The organism is Micromonospora sp. WMMD975, from assembly GCF_029581215.1.
Classification (GTDB): domain Bacteria; phylum Actinomycetota; class Actinomycetes; order Mycobacteriales; family Micromonosporaceae; genus Micromonospora.
The window spans coordinates 5914208-5932150 of sequence record NZ_CP120739.1 but is presented as its reverse complement, the minus strand read 5'-3'; the positions used below and the strand labels follow the sequence as shown (position 1 = coordinate 5932150).

Below are 17943 nucleotides of genomic sequence, written 5' to 3'. Positions count from 1 at the left end.
TCGAGGATAACAGTGGAACGGATCGTTCCGCTCTGCTACGGTTAAACGGAACGAAGCATTCCGCTCTGAAGGAGCTGTCATGTCGGACGTCACTCTCCGCCCGTTCCGCGTCGAGGTCCCCCAGCACGCCCTCGACGACCTCGCCGACCGGCTGCGCCGGACCATCTGGCCGGGTGAGCTGCCGGGCGTCGGCGCCGCCTACGGTATGCCGACCGAGCGGGTCCGCGCCCTGGCCACCCACTGGCTGGAGAAATTCGACTGGCGGGCGGTCGAGGCCCGGCTGAACGCACACCCGCAGTTCATCACCGAGATCGACGGCGAGGAGATCCACTTCCTGCACGTCCGGTCGTCCCGGGCGGACGCCACCCCGCTGGTGCTCACCCACGGCTGGCCCGGCTCCGTGGTCGAATACCTGGACGTGCTCACCCCGCTCACCGAGCCGACCGACCCGGACGCGCCCGCGTTCCACCTGGTGATCCCCTCGCTGCCCGGCTTCGGCTTCTCCGGCCCGACCCGCAGCGCCGGCTGGAACCGCTTCCGCACCGCCCGGGCCTGGGCCGAGCTGATGGCCCGCCTCGGCTACGACAGGTACGGCGCGATCGGCAACGACGCCGGCTCGATGGTCGCGCCCGAGCTGGGCCGACTCGACCCCGACCACGTGCTCGGCGTACACGTCACCCAGCTCTTCTCGTTCCCCTCCGGCGACCCGGCGGAATTCGACGGGCTGACCGAGGCCGACCAGGCCGCGTTGCAGCACCTCCAGTGGTTCTACGAGAACAAGTTCTCCTTCAACCAGGTGCAGAGCCAGCAGCCGCAGACCCTCGCCTTCGCGCTGGCCGACTCGCCGGTCGGCCTGCTCGCCTGGAACGGGCAGCTCCTCGACGAGAGCCTCGACCCGGACTTCGTCCTGGCCAACGTCGCGATCTACTGGTTCACCGGCACCGCGGCCTCGGCGATGCGGTTCTACTGGGAGGACGCGCACGCCACCGAGCAGCCGGCCGGGCCGACGACGGCACCGACCGGGCTGGCGATGTTCCCCGGCGACTTCCGGTCGATCCGCCGGTTCGCCGACCGCGACCACGCCAACATCGTCAGCTGGCACGCCTTCGAGGCCGGGCCCGAGCAGCGTGGGAGCGTCGGCGGGCACTACGCCGCGCACGAGGCGACCGACGTGCTGGTCGGTGATATCCGGCAGTTCTTCGCCGGGCTCCGTTGAGCGGGTGGCGTCATCTTTGGGTGCATCTGTTGTCGCTGGGGCGACAACAGATGCACCCAAACATCAGCGACTGCGGCGTTCGGGGAGGCGTGCGGTGCACGGCGTCAGGTGGTCGGCGCGCAGCACACAGCGCCGGCCGTCGTCGAGCTTGCGGTCGCAGAAGACCCAGTGGCGTACGCACTGGTCGTCCTCGGCCGACACGGTGATCCCGCCCAGCTCGACCACGGCGAGGAAACCGAGCGACCGACCGGCCGTACGCCCGAGCATCTTGGCCCGAGCCAGGTCGGGCGCCCGCACCGGCAGGTGGATCACATACCGCCCGGTCATCGACGACTGTCCGGGTTACGAATCACGTTGATCCCCTCTCGCCGAACGGGGGTCGGGACGGACCACGGGGGTGCCCGCCCCGACCCGGGAGAAGCGCTCCAGGTGCCATCCGGGAGCGTCCATCAGCAACCTACAATCGGTACCGGTTGTAGGTCAACGACCAACCCACGATTGCTTGAGGTTGGAGGTCTATGCGTGATCGAATGGGCGTGCCATCCGGGGAGTGTGTATGCCCAAGCAGCAATATCAGGTGCTCGCAGACGAGCTGAAGAGCAAGATCGATTCGGGAGAGTGGCCGCCCGGCACCAAACTGCCGAGCCGCGCCCAACTCTGCAAGGAGTACGGCGTCTCCGACACGGTGGTCGGCAAGGCGATGATGATCCTGCGCGCGACCGGACTGACCGAGACGCTCGAAGGAGTCGGCGTGTTCGTCGCCGAGCCGAATTAGCGAAATGGGTGCACGGGTCAGGCAGTGACTCGGCCCACGACCCACCACGTGCCCGGCAGAGGTAGCCTCACCGGCGTGCGAGTACGTGTCGAACAGACCGCCTTACCGGGAATCGGCGTACGTCATGACCTCATGACGGAGTCCGGCCGCCGGCTCGGCGTGGTCTCCCACCGCAATGGCCGCCGCGACCTGGTCCTCTACGACCCGGACGATCCCGACTCCTGTCAGCACGACATACCGCTTACCGACGACGAGGCGGAGGCGCTCGCCGACATCCTCGGCGCGTCGCTGATGCTGGGTCAGCTCTCCGGGCTGCGCGAGCAGGCCGCCGGGCTGCTGACCGAGCAGATCGTGATCCCGGCCGGCTCGAAGTACGTCGGCCGGCGGCTCGGCGACACCAAGGCCCGCACCCGGACCAGCGCCTCCATCGTGGCGGTGCTGCGTCAGGGCGAGGTGAACGTCTCGCCCGACCCCACCTTCCGGTTCGAATCCGGCGATGTGGTCGTCGTGGTCGGCACCCGTCAGGGTCTCGACGGCGTCACCGCGATCCTCGCCGAGACCGATCCGGACGGCTGACGCGTATGCACGAAACCACCGTCCTGCTCATCGAGGTCGGGGCACTGTTGCTCCTGCTGGGCCTGCTCGGCCGGCTGAGCCGCCGCGTCGGTGTCTCGCCCATCCCGCTCTACCTGCTCGCCGGCCTCGCCTTCGGGCACGGTGGCCTGCTGCCGCTCAACGCCAGCGAGGAGTTCTTCGCCGTCGGCGCCGAGATCGGCGTGATCCTGCTGCTGGTCATGCTCGGCCTGGAATACAGCGCCAACGAGCTGGTGGGCAACCTCCGCTCGGCGGCGCCCGCCGGCCTGATCGACGCGGTGTTCAACGCGCTGCCCGGTTTCGCCTTCGCGCTGCTGCTCGGCTGGGGCTGGGTGGCCGCCGTGGTGCTCGCCGGCGTGACCTGGGTGTCCTCCTCCGGCGTGATCGCCAAGGTGCTCGGCGACCTGGGCCGGGTCGGTAACCGGGAGACCCCGGTGATCCTCTCCGTCCTGGTGATCGAGGACCTGGCGATGGCCCTCTACCTGCCGCTGGTCACCGCGCTGCTCGCCGGGGTCGGCCTGATGAAGGGCGGCATCGCGCTCGCCGTCGCGGTGCTCACCGTGGTCGTCGTGCTGGCCGTGGCGATCCGGTACGGGCACCTGATCTCCACCGCGCTCTCCGCGAAGGATCCGGAGGCGCTCCTGCTCGGGGTGCTCGGCCTGACCCTGCTGGTCGCCGGCCTCGCGGCGAAACTCCAGGTCTCCGCCGCGGTCGGCGCGTTCCTGGTCGGCATCGCGCTGTCCGGGCCGGTCGCGCACCACGCCACCGAGCTGCTCTCGCCGCTGCGGGACCTCTTCGCCGCGGTCTTCTTCGTGTTCTTCGGGCTGGTCACCAACCCGCTGGACATGCCGCCGGTGCTGCTGCCCGCGCTGCTGCTGGCCGTGGTGACCATGGCGACGAAGGTGGCCACCGGCTACCTGGCCGCCCGCCGGGCCGGGATCGCCGAACCCGGTCGCTGGCGGGCCGGGCTGGCGCTCACCCCGCGCGGCGAGTTCTCCATCGTCATCGCCGGGCTGGCCGTCTCCGCCGTCTACCCGGTGGAGCCGAAGCTGGCCGCGCTCGCCACCGCGTACGTGCTGATCACGGTGGTGACGGGTCCGCTGCTCGCCCGGTTGCCGGACACGCCGTGGTTCAAGCAGTGGCTACGCCAGCGCGCCGCCGCCACCCGGGCCGCCACCGCGGTACGGGCGAGCGACTAACCCCGGCCGGCCGGATCGGCGACTCAGCCGGTCCGGCCCGGCGGTCCGGCCGAAGGTTGTCAAATTGATCCCGGGAAGGTCTACCACTGCTCCACCGAACCGCGTTAACGTGTCGCCCCAGCAGCCAGGATCTGCGGGTGGCCAGCGGCGCACCCGCCGGGGAATGCGGAAGGTCGGCCGGTGAGCGTGCGGGAAGAGACGTTTCACGGCTTCGCCAACCCGGTCGACCCCTCGTCCGCCGAGCTGCGGGCCTGGGCCTACCAGCCCGACTCGGTGCCGCTGACCTCGATGCCGCCGGACTGGGACCTGCTGGTCGCCGGTGACCACCTGGTGCAGACGCTGTTCGAGCTGGCCATGGATCAGAACTGTCCGGCCCGCCGGTTCGCGCTCCACTGCCTCTACATCTACGCCGCCGACGGCATCCGGACGAACTTCCGCGCCCACCCGAAGCGTCGCTTCCGGAAGCTGGTCGAGCAGTCCGAGCGGTCCGGTGACGACCTGATGCGCAACTGGGCGCACAACAGCCGGGTGCTGCTCGCCCGCCCGGATCTCTTCGTCTACCGGGACTGGTGCGAGGGCGGCCTGGTCCGCGAGAACCGCCGCCTCTGACCCATCACCAGGGAAGGCAAGCGGGTGATCATGAAGTTAGCGGCATCAACGGAGATCAACACCGCCGCCAACCTCATGATCACGGCATCGAGGGCAGGGCGCGGGCACCCAGCGTTCCGGGCCGTCTGTGTGCGGCGTGCGGGCCGGGACCCCCCGTGGGTCCCGGCCCGCACGCCGACGGATCAGTCAGGTCGATCCGTCCTGCTTCCTGCGCCGTTCGTCGTCCCTGGCCCGGTCCACGCCGTGGTCGGTCTGGTCGGCGAAACGCCCTTCCTTGACCTTGTCGCTGAAGCGGCCCTCGGTGACCCGGTCGAACCGCTCCCGGACGTTCTCGGCCACCTTCTCCAGGCGTTCCTCCGCGCGCTCGGCCACCTTCTTCGCCGGTTCCGTCATGGCTCCCCCCGCCAGCCCGGATTCCGTTTCATGGCTTTTGTCCCTGAGTAGAAGCGTAGTGGAACTCAGCCGGCTTCACCCCACTTTCCGCAACCTCCGCGCTGGCCGGGACGGGTGGAAACGGCAGAAGGCCGGCAACGCCCCGGGAACAGCGGGGCGTGCCGGCCTTCTGCCGAGCAGGAGCAACGAGCACGAGCAACGAGCCACGAGCCACGAGCGCGGGCGGCGAACAGCGAGCAGGGGCGGCGAATGGCGAACGGCGCTCGTCAGCGGTCGGGAGTGCGGCGGGGACGCCACACGACGAGCGCGGTGGAGGTGCGGTTGGTGGGCACCAGGTCACCGCGGGGGAAGCCGCCCAGCGACTCCAGCTCGGCGATCCGCCGGTACGCGGCGTCCAGCTCCGCCTCCAGCCGGGCCACCCGCTGGTGCGCCTCCTCCAGCAGCCGCTCCAGCCCGATGATCCGCTTGACCCCGGCCAGGTTGATCCCGTCGTCCTGGCTGAGCCGCTGCACCTCGCGGAGCAGCACCACGTCCCGGACGCTGTACCGGCGACCACCACCGGTGGCCCGGCCCGCCTGCACCAGGCCCAGCCGGTCGTACTGGCGCAGTGTCTGAGGGTGCATGCCTGCCATTCGCGCGGCCACCGAGATCATCAAGATCTTGGCCTCATAGGCCGGGTCACCCGAACCGACGTACTCCTCCGACATGCCCGCTCACCTCCGCTGCCGACGTCAACTGAATCGACGTACCCGCGCTTCGAGATGTTCCCGCGCGGCGGGCGGGGTCTGCTCCGCGAAGGTCTCCAGCGCCGCCCGCGCCTCGTCCGAGACCTTCGCCGGGATCACCACGTCGAGCGTGACCAGCAGGTCACCGGCGCGGCCGTCCTTGCGTACGACGCCCTTGCCGCGGGCGCGCAGCACCCGCCCGGCCGGAGTACCCGGCGGCACCCGCAGGGTCACCGCGCCGTCAAGCGTCGGGACCCGCAGGTCCGTGCCGAGCACGGCCTCGGCGTACGTGATCGGGACGCTCAGGGTGAGATCGTCCCCGGTGCGCCCGAACAGGTCGTCCGGGCGGACCTTCACCTGCACGAACAGATCGCCAGCGGCACCGCCCCGCTCGCCGGGCTCGCCCCGGCCGGCCAGCCGGATCCGCTGCCCGTCGGCCACCCCGGCGGGGAAGCGGACGTTGAGCGTGCGGGTCTTGGTGACGCCGCCGGTGCCATGGCACTCCGGGCACTTCTCCTCGACGACCGTGCCGACGCCCTGACAGTTGCGGCACGGCTCGGAGAAGCTGAACGACCCCTGGTTGCGGGTGGTCACCCCGGCGCCGTGGCAGACCGGGCACGCCACCGGCTGGGTGCCCGGCTTCGCACCGTTGCCGTGGCAGGTGTCGCAGACGCCGGGAGCGCGCAGCGTCAGCGGCAGCGTGACGCCGCGGACCGCGTCGCCGAAGTCGAGCGCCACCTCGGTCTCGACGTCCCGGCCGCGGGACGGGCCGCGGGCCCGGGTCCCGCCGCCGGCACCGCCGCCGGAGAAGATCGTGCTGAACAGGTCGGTGAAGCCGCCTCCGCCGAACCGGCTGTCGCCGGCGCCGGGGCCGCCACCTCCGAACAGGTCGGAGACGTCGAACGGCGCGCCGCCCGGTTGGCCGGCGCCCCGGGCACCGCGCCGGAAGGCGCCCGAACCGAACAGCGACCGCATCTCGTCGTACTCGCGTCGCTTCTTCTCGTCGCCGAGCACGGCGTACGCCTCGGAGACGGTCTTGAACCGTTCCTCGGCCTTGACATCACCGGGGTTGTGGTCCGGATGCGACTCCCGGGCCGATTTTCGGTACGACTTCTTGATCTCGTCCGAGGAGGCGGACTTGTCCACGCCCAACGCGGCGTAGTAGTCCTTCTCGATCCAGTCCTTGGAACTCACCGGTCCACCCCCTTCCACGGGTCGAATCCCGGTCGTCCCGCCCGCCCGGTGGGGGCGGGCGGGACGTCACGGGTCGGCACTACTCCGGTTCCGCGACCGCGACCATGGCCGGCCGCAGCAGCCGCTCGCCGAGCTGGTAGCCCCGGCGCATGACCTGCACGCAGGTCGGCTCGGTCACGTCGGTGGACGTCTGGTGCGCCACCGCCTCGTGCCGGGTCGGGTCGAACGGGTCGCCCTGCTCGCCGAACGCGGTCAGGCCGAACTTGCCCAGCGCGGCGGTGAGCTGCTCGGCCACGCTGCCGAACGGGCCCACCAGGTCGCCGTGCTCGCGGGCCCGGTCCAGGTCGTCGAGGATCGGCAGCAGCGCGGTGAGCACCCCGCCGGTCGCCTGCTCCTGGACCAGGTTGCGGTCCCGGTCGACGCGCTTGCGGTAGTTGGCGTACTCCGCCGAGACCCGCTGGAGGTCGCGGGTGCGTTCCTCCAGGTCGGAGCGGAGCGACTCCAGTTCGGCGCCGAGCGGCTCCGCCTTGCCGCCGCCGGTCTCCTCGCTCGGCTCGGCCGGCGAGTCGACCACGGGTGGCCCGGGGACCTCGTCCTCGCCGCCGATCTCGTCGACCACGACCTCGGCATCTTCGACCAGGCCCTCGGCGGGCGCGTCGGCGGCGGCGTCGGCCGCCGAGGCGGCGTCGGCCGGCTCCTCGGTCACCTTGCCGAGCTTGCGCTTGTCGCGGATGACGACCCGCGGCTCGTCGCTGGCGTGCTTGCCGGCGCCCGCGGAGCCACCCGGCGCCGACCCGGTGGAGCCCGGGTCGGCCGCTCGTGGCTTGTCCGTCATGCGGTTACCTCATCCCTGTGCGGTGCGAGTCGTGTCGGGGGACCGATGTCACTTCTTGTCCTCGTCCACGATCTCCGCGTCGACCACGTCGTCGGCGCCGCCGGCCTGCGGGCCACCGGTCGCACCCGCACCCGCGCCCGCGCCGGCTCCCGGCCCGGCCGCGCCCGGAGCACCCGGCTCGCCCTCCTGCTGCTGGGCGTAGAGCAGCGAACCGGCCTGCTGGGACACCTGGGCCAGCTTCTCGTGCGCGGCCTTGATCTTGTCGATGTCCTGCCCGCCGAGGGCGCTGCGCAGCTCGCCGAGCGCCTCGTTGAGCTGGTCGCGGTTCTCACCCGGCAGCTTGTCGCCGCTCTCGGCGAGGAACTTCTCGGTCTGCCACTGGAGCGCCTCGGCGACGTTGCGGGTCTCCGCCTCCTCGCGGCGACGCTTGTCCTCGTCGGCGTGCTCCTCGGCGTCCCGGCGCATCCGCTCGATGTCGTCCTTCGGCAGCGAGGAGCCGCCGGTGATCGTCATCTTCTGCTCCTTGCCGGTGCCCAGGTCCTTGGCGTGCACGTTCACGATGCCGTTGGCGTCGATGTCGAACGTGACCTCGATCTGCGGCACGCCGCGCGGCGCCGGCGGGAGGCCGGTCAGCTCGAAGGTGCCGAGCTTCTTGTTGTAGGCCGCGATCTCCCGCTCACCCTGGAACACCTGGATCAGCACCGACGGCTGGTTGTCGTCAGCCGTGGTGAAGACCTCGGAGCGCTTGGTCGGGATGGTGGTGTTGCGCTCGATCAGCTTGGTGAAGATGCCGCCCTTGGTCTCGATGCCCAGGCTCAGCGGGGTCACGTCGAGCAGCAGGACGTCCTTGACCTCGCCCTTGAGCACGCCGGCCTGGAGGGCGGCGCCGACGGCGACGACCTCGTCCGGGTTGACGCCCTTGTTCGGGTCGCGGCCGGTGAGCTGCTTGACCAGGTCGGTGACGGCCGGCATCCGGGTCGAGCCGCCGACCAGGATGACGTGGTCGACGTCGGAGACCTTGATCCCGGCGTCCTTGACGGCCTGCTCGAACGGGCCCTTGCAGCGGTCCAGCAGGTCCTGCGTCATCCGCTGGAACTCGGCGCGGCTCAGCGTCACGTCGAGGTGCAGCGGGCCCGCCGAGCCGGCGGTGATGTACGGCAGGTTGATGTTGCTGGTGGTGGCCGCGGACAGCTCGATCTTGGCCTTCTCGGCCGCTTCCTTGAGTCGCTGCATGGCCATCTTGTCCTGCGAGAGGTCGATGCCGTGCTCGCCGCGGAACGTCTTCACCAGGTGGTCGATGATCCGCTGGTCCCAGTCGTCGCCGCCGAGCTGGTTGTCGCCGCTCGTGGACTTGACCTCGACGACGCCCTCGGCCAGCTCCAGCAGCGACACGTCGAAGGTGCCGCCACCGAGGTCGAAGACCAGGACGGTCTGCTCCTTGGAGCCCTTGTCGAGGCCGTACGCCAGGGCCGCGGCGGTCGGCTCGTTCACGATCCGCAGCACGTTGAAGCCGGCGATCTCACCGGCCTCCTTGGTGGCCTGGCGCTGCCCGTCGTTGAAGTACGCCGGGACGGTGATCACCGCGTCGGCGATCTGCTCGCCCAGGTACGCCTCAGCGTCCCGCTTGAGCTTCATCAGCGTCCGGGCGGAGATCTCCTGCGGGGTGTATTTCTTGCCGTCGATGTCGACGGTCCAGTTGGTGCCGATCTCCCGCTTGACCGAGCGGATGGTCCGGTCGGGGTTGGTCACCGCCTGGCGCTTGGCGACCTCACCGACGAGCACCTCGCCGTTGCGGGCGAACGCGACGATCGAGGGAGTCGTACGCGAGCCCTCAGCGTTGGCGATGACGGTGGGCTCACCGCCCTCGAGAACGCTGACGCAGGAGTTCGTCGTGCCGAGGTCGATGCCGACCGCACGTGCCATGTTCGCTTCCTCGCTTCGTAACGGGTGAGCAGGTCGGATGGCCTGCCCGGCTGGGTCGCCCGGAGGCGGCCACGCCATAAGTTGAGTGAACTTGACTCAATAGTGCCACGCCCCCGGCAAACCGCAAGTCGAGGTTGAGTCGACTCGGCGCAACCTGACCGTTATTACCGTCCGGTTGTCTTACCTTGCGTCGGTCGGGCACGCTTTAGCGGTGACGACGCATGGCGATTCCGCCACCCGTGCCGGCGCGCCCGCCGTCGCAGCCCGCACCGGATCCACCGCCGGCGACGACCAGCCCGCCGAAGCCGCCGGCCTGCCCGCCGCGCTCACCGGCCTGCGGGCCGCGATCGACGCGGCTCGCTTCCCGCTGGCCCTTCCCTCGGCCGAGCCGGCCCGGCAGGCGGCCCGGAGCCTCACCGACCAGCTCGACGACTACCTGCTGCCGCGGCTGGCCCGGCTCGACGCCCCGCTGCTCGTGGTGGTCGGCGGCTCCACCGGCGCCGGCAAGTCGACGCTTGTCAACAGCCTGGTCCAGGCGCGGGTCAGCGCGGCAGGCGTGCTCCGCCCCACCACCCGCTCCCCGGTGCTGGTCTGCAACCCGGCCGACGCGGCCTGGTTCCGCCAGGGCGAGCTGCTGCCCGGCCTGACCCGCACCACCGGCCCGAGCGAGCATCCGGGCACCCTGCAACTGGTCACCGCCCCGGCGCTGCCGCCCGGCCTGGCCTTCCTCGACGCACCGGACATCGACTCGGTGGTCGACGCCAACCGGGCGCTCGCCGGGCAACTGCTCGCCGCCGCCGACCTGTGGTTGTTCGTCACCACCGCGGCGCGCTACGCCGACGCCGTTCCCTGGGAGCTGCTGCGCAGCGCCCGCGCCCGGGGCACCGCCGTCGCCATGGTGCTCGACCGGGTCCCGCCCGAAGCCGTCGACGAGGTCGCCGCCCACCTGTCGGAGATGCTGGCCGCGCAGGAGCTGGGCGCCGCGCCGCTGTTCGTGCTGCCGGAAACCTGGGTGGACGGGCAGGGGCTGCTGCCCGACCGGATGACCGCACCGCTGAGCGGGTGGTTCGCCCGGCTCGCCGGTGACGCGGAGGCCCGCTCGGCGGTGGTCCGGCAGACGCTGGACGGCGCGCTGGCCGCCCTGCACCCGGTGGTGGAGGCGATGGCCGACGCCGCCGACGAGCAGGTGGCCGCCGCCGAGGCGCTTGACGAGCGGGTCCGGGCCGCCTACCGCGGCGCGGAGCGCACCGTCGACCAGGGGCTCAAGGACGGCCGGCTGCTCCGCGGCGAGGTGCTGGCCCGTTGGCAGGAGTTCGTCGGCACCGGCGAGTTCTTCCGTGGCTTGGAGGCACGCATCGGCCGGCTGCGCGACCGGGTGGTGGCGGTGGTCACCGGACGACCCGCCCCGGCGGCGGAGCTGCGTACGGCGATCGAGTCCCAACTGGTCACGCTGTTGCGCGGGGTGGCCGCCGAGGCGGCGGAGAACGCGTACACCGGGTGGAAGGCCCATCCGGCGGGCGCGGCGCTGCTCGAACCGGAGCTGGCGCACGCCTCGGCCGACCTGCCCGCGCGCGGCGAGCAACTGGTCCGCGACTGGCAGCGCGGGGTGTTGGAACTGGTCCGCGTCGAGGGCGGCGACCGGCGGTTCGTGGCCCGGACCGCCGCGTACGCGGTGAACGCCACCGGCCTGGTCGTGATGATCGGCGTCTTCGCCTCCACCGCGTTCATCCCGACCGGGCTGGAGGTCGCCGCGGGCACCGGCACCGCGGTCGCCGGCCAGACCGTGCTCCAGGCCATCTTCGGTGACCAGGCGGTGCGCGACCTGTCCCGCAAGGCGCGGGCGGACCTGCTCGACCGGGTCGGCGCGCTGATGGCCGAGGAGGCGGGCCGCTTCCTGGCCCGCACCGAGGCGGCCCGCCCGACCGCCGACGGCGGTGACACACTGCGCCGGGCCGCCGTGGCGGTCGAGCGCGCCCGGCACCACAGCGGCCTCGCCTCCGCCGCCGGCGCCTCGTTGCCCACCACCGAGCAGGACGGTCGCCCATGAGCGCCAGCAACATCGTGGGACGGATGCGCGAGGCGTTCCGGGCCGACCAGCGGGTCGACCCGGACGTCCTGATCGCGCGCCTGCAGGCGGTCCAGCGGTTCCTCGGCGCGGTCGACGGCCAGGTGCCCGACGCGCAACTGGTGGCCGGGCACACGGTGGTCGAGCGGGCCGGTGACCGGCTCGCCCTCTCCGGCCGGCACACCGTGGTCGCCCTCGCCGGCGCGACCGGCAGCGGCAAGTCGAGCCTGTTCAACGCGCTGGCCCGGATGGACCTCTCCCCGGTCGGTGTCCGCCGGCCCACCACCGGCATGGCCCACGCCTGCGTGTGGGGGCCGCTCGACGGCGCGGTCCGGCTGCTCGACTGGGTCGGGGTGCTGCCCCGGCACCGGTTCGTGCGGGAGAGCCCGCTGGACGGCGACGACGAGTCCACCCTGCACGGCCTGGTCCTGCTGGACCTGCCCGACTTCGACTCGGTGCAGCACAGCCACCGGCTCGAGGTCGACCGGCTGCTCGGCCTGGTCGACCTCGTGGTCTGGGTGCTCGACCCGCAGAAGTACGCCGACCGCGTGATCCACGCCAGCTACCTGCGCGAGTTCCACCGGCACAAGGACGTGACCGTGGTGGTGCTCAACCAGGCTGACCGGCTGCCCACGACCGAGCTGCCCACGGTCCTGGACGACCTGCGCCGGCTGCTCGACGCCGACGGACTGGGCGGGGTGCCGCTGCTGCCCACGGTGGCGGTGGACCCGGCCGGGCTGTCCGGGCTACGGGCCGAGTTGGAGAAGACGGTCGCCGAACGGCAGGCCGCCCTGCGCCGGCTCTCCGGCGACGTGGACGCCGTGGTGGCCGACCTCGAACCGCTTGTCGGGCCGGAGCCGCCTGGCACCCGGCCGGGTGACGCCTCGTCCCAGGAACTCACCCGGGCGCTTGCCGGGGCGGCCGGTGTGCCGACCGTGGCCGACGCGGTTCAAGGCGCCTACCGGCACCGGGCGGCGAGCAGCACCGGCTGGCCGCTGGTGCGGAGTTGGCGGAAGCTGCGCCCGGATCCGCTGCGCCGGCTGCACCTGCCCGGACGGGATCCGGAGGCGCCGGCCGAGAGCCTGGTCGCGGCCACCTCCGTACCCGATCCGACCGCCGCGCAGCGCTCGTCGCTCAACCTGGCCATCCGGGCGGTGGCCGACCGCTCCAGCGCCGACCTGCCGGAGCCCTGGCCGACCGCGGTGACCGCGGCGGCCCGGTCCCGGCTGGCGGAGCTGCCGGGCGCGCTCGACCACGCCGTCGCCGCCACCGACCTCGGCATGGACGGTCGTCCGGCCTGGTGGCGGGTGGTCGGCGGGGTCCAGTGGCTGGTCACCCTCGCCGCGCTGGCCGGGCTGCTCTGGCTGGTCCTGGGGTACGCGCTGCGCTTCCTCGGCCTGCCGGCGCTTGAGTATCCGAAGCTCGGCGAGGTGCCCTGGCCCACGGTGTTGCTGCTCGGGGGGCTGCTGGCCGGGCTCCTGGTGGCGGCGCTGACCCGGCCGGTGGTCGGGTGGGCGGCCGGGCGGGCCCGTCACCAGGCCGAGCAACGGCTGCTCACCTCCGTCGGCAGCGTCGGCGAGAAGTACGTGTTGGACCCGGTCTGGGCGGTGCTGGCGCGCTACGGAGCAGCGCGGGACGCGCTGCGGGACGCCGCGCGGCGCTGAACCCGGCGCGCTGGCCGATGTGATGGCCGGCGGCGCGGCGTAGGGTCGATGCATGGCCACGCCACAGACCCCCTACGACGCGGTGCTGCACGCCGCGCGCGACGTGACGAGGCTCGACTCCGCCCTGGACGCGGAGATGCTCGGCGCCGCGTTGCTGGGCAGCGTCTACGCCGTCGCGGAGCACGACCGCGAGCAGGCCGTCCGCGATTTCGTGGCCGGTTTCCTCGCCGCCACGTCCCGCCGGCGCAGCGCCGCCGCGACCACTATCCGCGCCGTCTTCGCCAGCCTGGTGCCGGACGCCGAGGGCGCCGCCCGGGTCCGGCCCGGCGCGCACGCCCCGGCGTGGGCCGGCCAGCTCGGCCGGGTGCGTCTCACCGGCACCTGGGCGTACGGCGACGTGTACGGCGACCAGACCTCCTACCTCGCCACGTTCGTCTACGACGACGAGGAGCAGGGCGGGCCGGAGCACGCCCTGGTGGCCCTCGTCGACCACAACATCGGCATCACCAAGGACGTGTTCGTCGGCGGTCCGGCGACCCGGATCGTCGAGCAGGCCCGGGAGATCTGCACCGAGGACGAGCTGACCTGGTTCCGCACCGAGGACCCGGCCCGGATGCACGCCGAGGTGAGCCGCCACCTGGCGGTCACCGACGACCTCGGTGAGCTGCCCGCCCAGGGCTCGCTCGCCACCGACCGCGCCCTGGCGGGCGCCCGGCTGGCCGTCCTGCCCGGGCCGACCCCGCCGGCCGGCCCGACCGTCGTGCCGCCGATCACCGACGAGGAACGGACCCGGCTGGTACGCGCGTTCCTCGACTCGCCCGAGTCCGTCCGGTTCGGCCTGCCCGAGGTGGCCGACGGCGAGCTGGCCTCGCTGCACTTCTGCCTGGGCCTGCTGCTGGACCACGCGGCGAGCTTCCCGGATGCCGACCCGATGCGGTGGAGCCCGATGGTCGTCGAGTTGTTCCTGCTCGACTGGGTGCACCGCCGTGCCGTGCTCGACATGGACGACGCCGCGATGCTGCCCCGGGTGTTGCGCGCGTGGGCGGCGTACGCGGCCCGGCAACGTGGGCTGTCGCAGTCCGCCGCGGCCCGGACGGACGAGGCGATCACCGAGATGGTCCCCGAGTTCGCCCGGCTCTACAGCACGGGTGAACGGCGCAGTCCGGCCACGGCGGCGGTGGCGCAGCTCATGGCGGACGGGGTGAACCCGGACGACCCGGAGGCGCTGAACGCCTGGATCGAGGCGAACCGGCACCGCCTCACCGACGACCCGGCCTGACCCGGTACGGCGTGCCGGACGGCTCGGGCGAGCTGCTGGACGGCTCGGGGGACGTGCCGGACGGCTCGGGGGACGTGCCGGACGGCTCGGGCGCGGGTTCGGGCGAGCTTCTGGACGGCTCAGGTTCGGGCGCGGGTTCGGCGGACGTGCCGGACGGTTCGGGCGCCGGCTCGGACGAGCTCCTGGACGGCTCCGGTGTGGGCTCGGCGGACGTGCTGGACGGCTCGGGGTCCGGCTCGGTCGAGCTTCTGGTCGGTTCCGGGACCGGACTCGGTTCGGGCGTGGCCGGGCCGGAGGGTGACGGTGAGGGCGAGGGCACCGGGGACGGCCGTGGTGGCCGGACCGGGGTGGGCCGGGTCGGCACGGGCGGGGGTGGCGGCGCGGTGGCCGGCCGGGACCGCCGGATCGAGCCGAGGTCGCTGTCGTCGGGCAGGGCCGGCGCGGCCGGGAGGACCGGGCGCGGGGGCTCGGTGGCGGTGGGGCCGACCGCCGGTGTGGGCACGGGGATCGCCGGGGGCTGGGTGGTCCGCGGCAGTGGGATGACCACCGGCCCGACCGAGGGCGTCGGGATGAACGGGGTGCCGAGGTCGGGGAGCGCGCTTTTTCCCACGGTGGCCGAGCCGGTGCTGATCGCGGCGAGGATCGGCATCGACGCGGTGCCGGCGAGCAGTGCCACGGTCAGCAGATAGCCCCGGCTGGGGGCGCCGGCGCCGGGGGCGCGGTGCGCGCCGACCAGCCGGCGGTAGCGGGCGGCGGGCAGGGCCCGGTGCCGGCCGAGGAAGGGAGTACCGGGAGGACCCTCTGGCTCGGACACCGGGCACACTCCTCGTACGTGGCGGCGGGACGGAAGATCGCGCGCGGATATTTGGACAAATGACCCGAAACGGCTCGTTGTCAGCTTGCCGCAGTGACGGTCAGTTCACCAGCCGCCACCGCGTGTCGACACACATCTTGTCCGTCCACGAGGCGCGACCTATCCGACATAAGCATCGATGCGTCACGAACCCGATGGAACCTCACCGGGAGGGGAGGCCATACTGTGGGCCCGCTCACCTCCTCTGCAATCATTCAGGCACGACGGCAACGCAGCCGCCACCTCCGCGCACCCCGCGGCTGGTGCGGTACGGCGCCGGCGCTCCCGGGCCAGGGTCCCCCTACGGACCCCGGCTCACGCCGCGCGGCAACCCTCACCGGGGCTAGGCGCGGTCGCCAGGGACCGACCCGGCAGCAGCCGGGCGGGCGCACGAGGTGCGCGGCTCGGGTCACCCCCGGCGCGGCGCAGACAGACAGGGAGAGACGGATGGCAAAGGGCGACCCCGGGGCCGCCACCCGCAGCAAGCGGGCCGCACCCCGTACCAGGCGCGCCGCCGCGACCGGCGAACCGGAACTCGTACAGCTGCTCACCCCGGAGGGCGAGCGGATCGAGACCGCGCTCGGCCCGGACGGGACCGAGTACCGCGTCGACTTCACCGACGAGGAATACCGCGGGCTCTACCGCGACCTCGTCCTGGTCCGCAAGCTCGACGCCGAGGCGACCGCCCTGCAACGCCAGGGCGAGCTGGGCCTGTGGGCCAGCCTGCTGGGCCAGGAGGCCGCGCAGGTGGGCTCCGGCCGGGCGCTGCGCACCCAGGACATGGCGTTCCCGACCTACCGGGAACACGGCGTCCTCTACTGCCGGGGCATCGACCCGATCATGCCGCTCGGCCTGTTCCGCGGCGTCGACCAGGGCGGCTGGGACCCGAACGAGTTCAAGTTCAACATGTACACGATCGTGATCGGGGCGCAGGCCCTGCACGCGACCGGGTACGCCATGGGCGTCGCCATGGACGGCAAGACCGGCGGCGAGGACGGCGAGGCGGTGATCGCCTACTTCGGTGACGGCGCCACCAGCCAGGGCGACGTCAACGAGTCGTTCGTCTGGGCCAGCGTGTTCAACGCCCCGCTCGTGTTCTTCTGCCAGAACAACCAGTACGCCATCTCCGAGCCGCTGGAGCGGCAGACCCGGGTCCCGATCTACCGGCGGGCCGGCGGCTTCGGCTTCCCCGGCGTCCGGGTGGACGGCAACGACGTGCTCGCCTCGTACGCGGTGACCCGGCACGCGCTCGACACCGCGCGCCACGGCCAGGGCCCGTCCCTGATCGAGGCGTACACCTACCGGATGGGCGCGCACACCACCTCCGACGACCCGACGCGCTACCGGATCGCCAGCGAGGTCGAGGCCTGGCAGGCCAAGGACCCGATCGCCCGGATGAAGGCGTTCCTGACCCGGCAGAAGATCGCCGACGAGTCGTTCTTCACCGAGGTCGACGAGCAGGCCCGCGCCGAGTCGGTGCACCTGCGCGAGCGGGTGCTCGACATGCCCGACCCGCAGCCGGTCAGCATGTTCGACCACGCCTACCCGCACGGTTCCGCCGAGGTGGACGAGCAGCGGGCCCGGTTCACCAGGTACATGGAGTCGTTCGAGGGGAGCGCACACTGATGGCCACGGAGACGCTCACCATCGGCAAGGCGCTCAACACCGGCCTGCGACGGGCCCTGGAGAACGACCCGAAGGTCGTCATCATGGGCGAGGACGTCGGCAAGCTCGGCGGCGTGTTCCGCATCACCGACGGCCTCCAGAAGGACTTCGGCGACCAGCGGGTGATCGACACCCCGTTGGCCGAGTCCGGCATCATCGGCACCGCGGTCGGCCTGGCCATCCGCGGCTTCCGCCCGGTCTGCGAGATCCAGTTCGACGGCTTCGTCTACCCGGCGTACGACCAGATCGTGTCGCAGGTGGCGAAGATGCACTACCGCTCGCAGGGCAAGGTGCGGATCCCGATGGTCATCCGGATTCCGTACGGCGGCGGCATCGGCGCGGTCGAGCACCACTCCGAGTCGCCCGAGGCATACTTCGCGCACACCGCCGGCCTCAAGGTGGTCACCTGCGCAAACCCGCAGGACGCGTACGTGATGATCCAGCAGGCGATCGCCTCGGACGACCCGATCGTCTTCATGGAGCCGAAGCGGCGCTACTGGGAGAAGGGTCCGGTCGAGGTGGACGCCCCGCTCGCCGACGCGTACCCGCTGCACAGCTCGCGGGTCGCGCGGCCGGGCACGGACGCCACCGTGCTGGCGTACGGCCCGATGGTGCGCACCGCGCTGGACGCGGCCACCGCCGCCGCCGAGGACGGCCGGGAGCTGGAGGTCATCGACCTGCGTACGCTCTCCCCGCTGGACCTGACCGCCGCGTACGAGTCGGTGCGGCGCACCGGCCGCTGCGTGGTCGTGCACGAGGCCCCCGGCAACCTCGGCCTCGGCTCGGAGGTCGCGGCCCGGATCACCGAGGAGTGCTTCTACTCGCTGGAGTCGCCGGTGCTGCGGGTGACCGGCTTCGACATCCCCTACCCGGCCGCCCGGGTGGAGGAGGAATATCTGCCCGACCTCGACCGGGTGCTCGACGCTGTCGACCGCACCTTCGGCTGGTGAGCGG

The 17943-nt window shown here is 72.3% G+C and carries 17 protein-coding genes; 11 read left to right on the top strand and 6 right to left on the bottom strand.

Translation table 11 applies throughout. The features are described 5' to 3' along the window. Positions 1–79: 79 nt before the first annotated feature. Positions 80–1216: an epoxide hydrolase gene (locus O7613_RS26475; RefSeq protein WP_282290586.1), complete on the top strand. Its 1137-nt coding sequence runs from the start codon at positions 80–82 to the stop codon at positions 1214–1216. A 63-nt stretch (positions 1217–1279) separates the two neighbouring features. On the opposite strand, the gene O7613_RS26470 is transcribed toward O7613_RS26475, so the two are convergent. Further along, positions 1280–1543, bottom strand: a complete 264-nt coding sequence (locus O7613_RS26470) for a hypothetical protein (RefSeq protein ID WP_282290585.1) — start codon at positions 1541–1543, stop codon at positions 1280–1282. A 229-nt stretch (positions 1544–1772) separates the two neighbouring features. Between O7613_RS26470 and O7613_RS26465 the strand changes: the two genes are divergently transcribed. The 4 genes from O7613_RS26465 (at position 1773) to O7613_RS26450 (ending at position 4393) form a co-directional block, all read left to right on the top strand. After that, the gene (locus O7613_RS26465; RefSeq protein ID WP_282290584.1) at positions 1773–1991 is read left to right on the top strand and encodes a winged helix-turn-helix domain-containing protein; all 219 of its coding nucleotides are present in this window, start codon (positions 1773–1775) and stop codon (positions 1989–1991) included. Between the two features lie 75 nt (positions 1992–2066). Further along, positions 2067–2567 carry a cation:proton antiporter regulatory subunit gene (locus tag O7613_RS26460; RefSeq protein ID WP_091062123.1) on the top strand — a complete coding sequence of 167 codons (501 nt, stop codon included), beginning with the start codon at positions 2067–2069 and terminating at the stop codon, positions 2565–2567. 5 nt (positions 2568–2572) lie between these two features. Beyond that, positions 2573–3784 (top strand): cation:proton antiporter, encoded by a 1212-nt coding sequence (locus O7613_RS26455; protein ID WP_281585680.1) that lies wholly within the window; start codon positions 2573–2575, stop codon positions 3782–3784. Between the two features lie 180 nt (positions 3785–3964). Then, a complete protein-coding gene (locus tag O7613_RS26450; protein WP_281585681.1) occupies positions 3965–4393 on the top strand; it encodes a hypothetical protein in 429 nt (142 codons plus the stop codon). A gap of 186 nt (positions 4394–4579) precedes the next feature. Here O7613_RS26450 and O7613_RS26445 read toward each other — a convergent pair whose 3' ends face one another. From O7613_RS26445 to dnaK, 5 genes are all read right to left on the bottom strand, one after another. Beyond that, positions 4580–4786 carry a hypothetical protein gene (locus tag O7613_RS26445; protein WP_281585682.1) on the bottom strand — a complete coding sequence of 69 codons (207 nt, stop codon included), beginning with the start codon at positions 4784–4786 and terminating at the stop codon, positions 4580–4582. A gap of 266 nt (positions 4787–5052) precedes the next feature. After that, positions 5053–5493, bottom strand: coding sequence for a MerR family transcriptional regulator (locus O7613_RS26440; RefSeq protein WP_282290580.1), 441 nt, complete (start codon positions 5491–5493; stop codon positions 5053–5055). A 24-nt stretch (positions 5494–5517) separates the two neighbouring features. After that, positions 5518–6705 carry a molecular chaperone DnaJ gene (dnaJ, locus tag O7613_RS26435; RefSeq protein ID WP_281585684.1) on the bottom strand — a complete coding sequence of 396 codons (1188 nt, stop codon included), beginning with the start codon at positions 6703–6705 and terminating at the stop codon, positions 5518–5520. 79 nt (positions 6706–6784) lie between these two features. Next, positions 6785–7540, bottom strand: a complete 756-nt coding sequence (gene grpE, locus O7613_RS26430; RefSeq protein ID WP_281585685.1) for a nucleotide exchange factor GrpE — start codon at positions 7538–7540, stop codon at positions 6785–6787. A 48-nt stretch (positions 7541–7588) separates the two neighbouring features. Beyond that, positions 7589–9463 (bottom strand): molecular chaperone DnaK, encoded by a 1875-nt coding sequence (dnaK, locus tag O7613_RS26425; protein ID WP_282290577.1) that lies wholly within the window; start codon positions 9461–9463, stop codon positions 7589–7591. 211 nt (positions 9464–9674) lie between these two features. Between dnaK and O7613_RS26420 the strand changes: the two genes are divergently transcribed. The 6 genes from O7613_RS26420 (at position 9675) to O7613_RS26395 (ending at position 17939) form a co-directional block, all read left to right on the top strand. Further along, entirely contained in the window at positions 9675–11510 is a 1836-nt protein-coding gene (locus tag O7613_RS26420; RefSeq protein WP_281585687.1) for a GTPase domain-containing protein, read from the top strand. Then, positions 11507–13192 carry a GTPase gene (locus O7613_RS26415; protein WP_281585688.1) on the top strand — a complete coding sequence of 562 codons (1686 nt, stop codon included), beginning with the start codon at positions 11507–11509 and terminating at the stop codon, positions 13190–13192. Before O7613_RS26420 ends, O7613_RS26415 begins: the two co-directional genes overlap by 4 nt. A 52-nt stretch (positions 13193–13244) precedes the next feature. Further along, positions 13245–14471: a hypothetical protein gene (locus O7613_RS26410; protein WP_281585689.1), complete on the top strand. Its 1227-nt coding sequence runs from the start codon at positions 13245–13247 to the stop codon at positions 14469–14471. An 11-nt stretch (positions 14472–14482) separates the two neighbouring features. After that, entirely contained in the window at positions 14483–15160 is a 678-nt protein-coding gene (locus tag O7613_RS26405; RefSeq protein ID WP_282290576.1) for a hypothetical protein, read from the top strand. A gap of 611 nt (positions 15161–15771) precedes the next feature. Beyond that, the gene (gene pdhA, locus O7613_RS26400; protein WP_281585691.1) at positions 15772–16950 is read left to right on the top strand and encodes a pyruvate dehydrogenase (acetyl-transferring) E1 component subunit alpha; all 1179 of its coding nucleotides are present in this window, start codon (positions 15772–15774) and stop codon (positions 16948–16950) included. After that, entirely contained in the window at positions 16950–17939 is a 990-nt protein-coding gene (locus tag O7613_RS26395) for an alpha-ketoacid dehydrogenase subunit beta (RefSeq protein WP_281585692.1), read from the top strand. The genes pdhA and O7613_RS26395 overlap by 1 nt, the downstream gene beginning before the upstream one ends. Positions 17940–17943: the final 4 nt, after the last annotated feature.

Bases quoted from the DNA above. Each gene is read 5' to 3' on its own strand.
- O7613_RS26440 (WP_282290580.1), bottom strand. From the start codon at position 5,493: ATGTCGGAGGAGTACGTCGGTTCGGGTGACCCGGCCTATGAGGCCAAG.
- O7613_RS26415 (WP_281585688.1), top strand. From the start codon at position 11,507: ATGAGCGCCAGCAACATCGTGGGACGGATGCGCGAGGCGTTCCGGGCC.
- O7613_RS26395 (WP_281585692.1), top strand. From the start codon at position 16,950: ATGGCCACGGAGACGCTCACCATCGGCAAGGCGCTCAACACCGGCCTG.
- O7613_RS26410 (WP_281585689.1), top strand. From the start codon at position 13,245: ATGGCCACGCCACAGACCCCCTACGACGCGGTGCTGCACGCCGCGCGC.
- pdhA (WP_281585691.1), top strand. From the start codon at position 15,772: ATGGCAAAGGGCGACCCCGGGGCCGCCACCCGCAGCAAGCGGGCCGCA.
- O7613_RS26470 (WP_282290585.1), bottom strand. From the start codon at position 1,543: ATGACCGGGCGGTATGTGATCCACCTGCCGGTGCGGGCGCCCGACCTG.
- O7613_RS26455 (WP_281585680.1), top strand. From the start codon at position 2,573: ATGCACGAAACCACCGTCCTGCTCATCGAGGTCGGGGCACTGTTGCTC.
- O7613_RS26465 (WP_282290584.1), top strand. From the start codon at position 1,773: ATGCCCAAGCAGCAATATCAGGTGCTCGCAGACGAGCTGAAGAGCAAG.
- dnaK (WP_282290577.1), bottom strand. From the start codon at position 9,463: ATGGCACGTGCGGTCGGCATCGACCTCGGCACGACGAACTCCTGCGTC.
- O7613_RS26475 (WP_282290586.1), top strand. From the start codon at position 80: ATGTCGGACGTCACTCTCCGCCCGTTCCGCGTCGAGGTCCCCCAGCAC.
- O7613_RS26445 (WP_281585682.1), bottom strand. From the start codon at position 4,786: ATGACGGAACCGGCGAAGAAGGTGGCCGAGCGCGCGGAGGAACGCCTG.
- grpE (WP_281585685.1), bottom strand. From the start codon at position 7,540: ATGACGGACAAGCCACGAGCGGCCGACCCGGGCTCCACCGGGTCGGCG.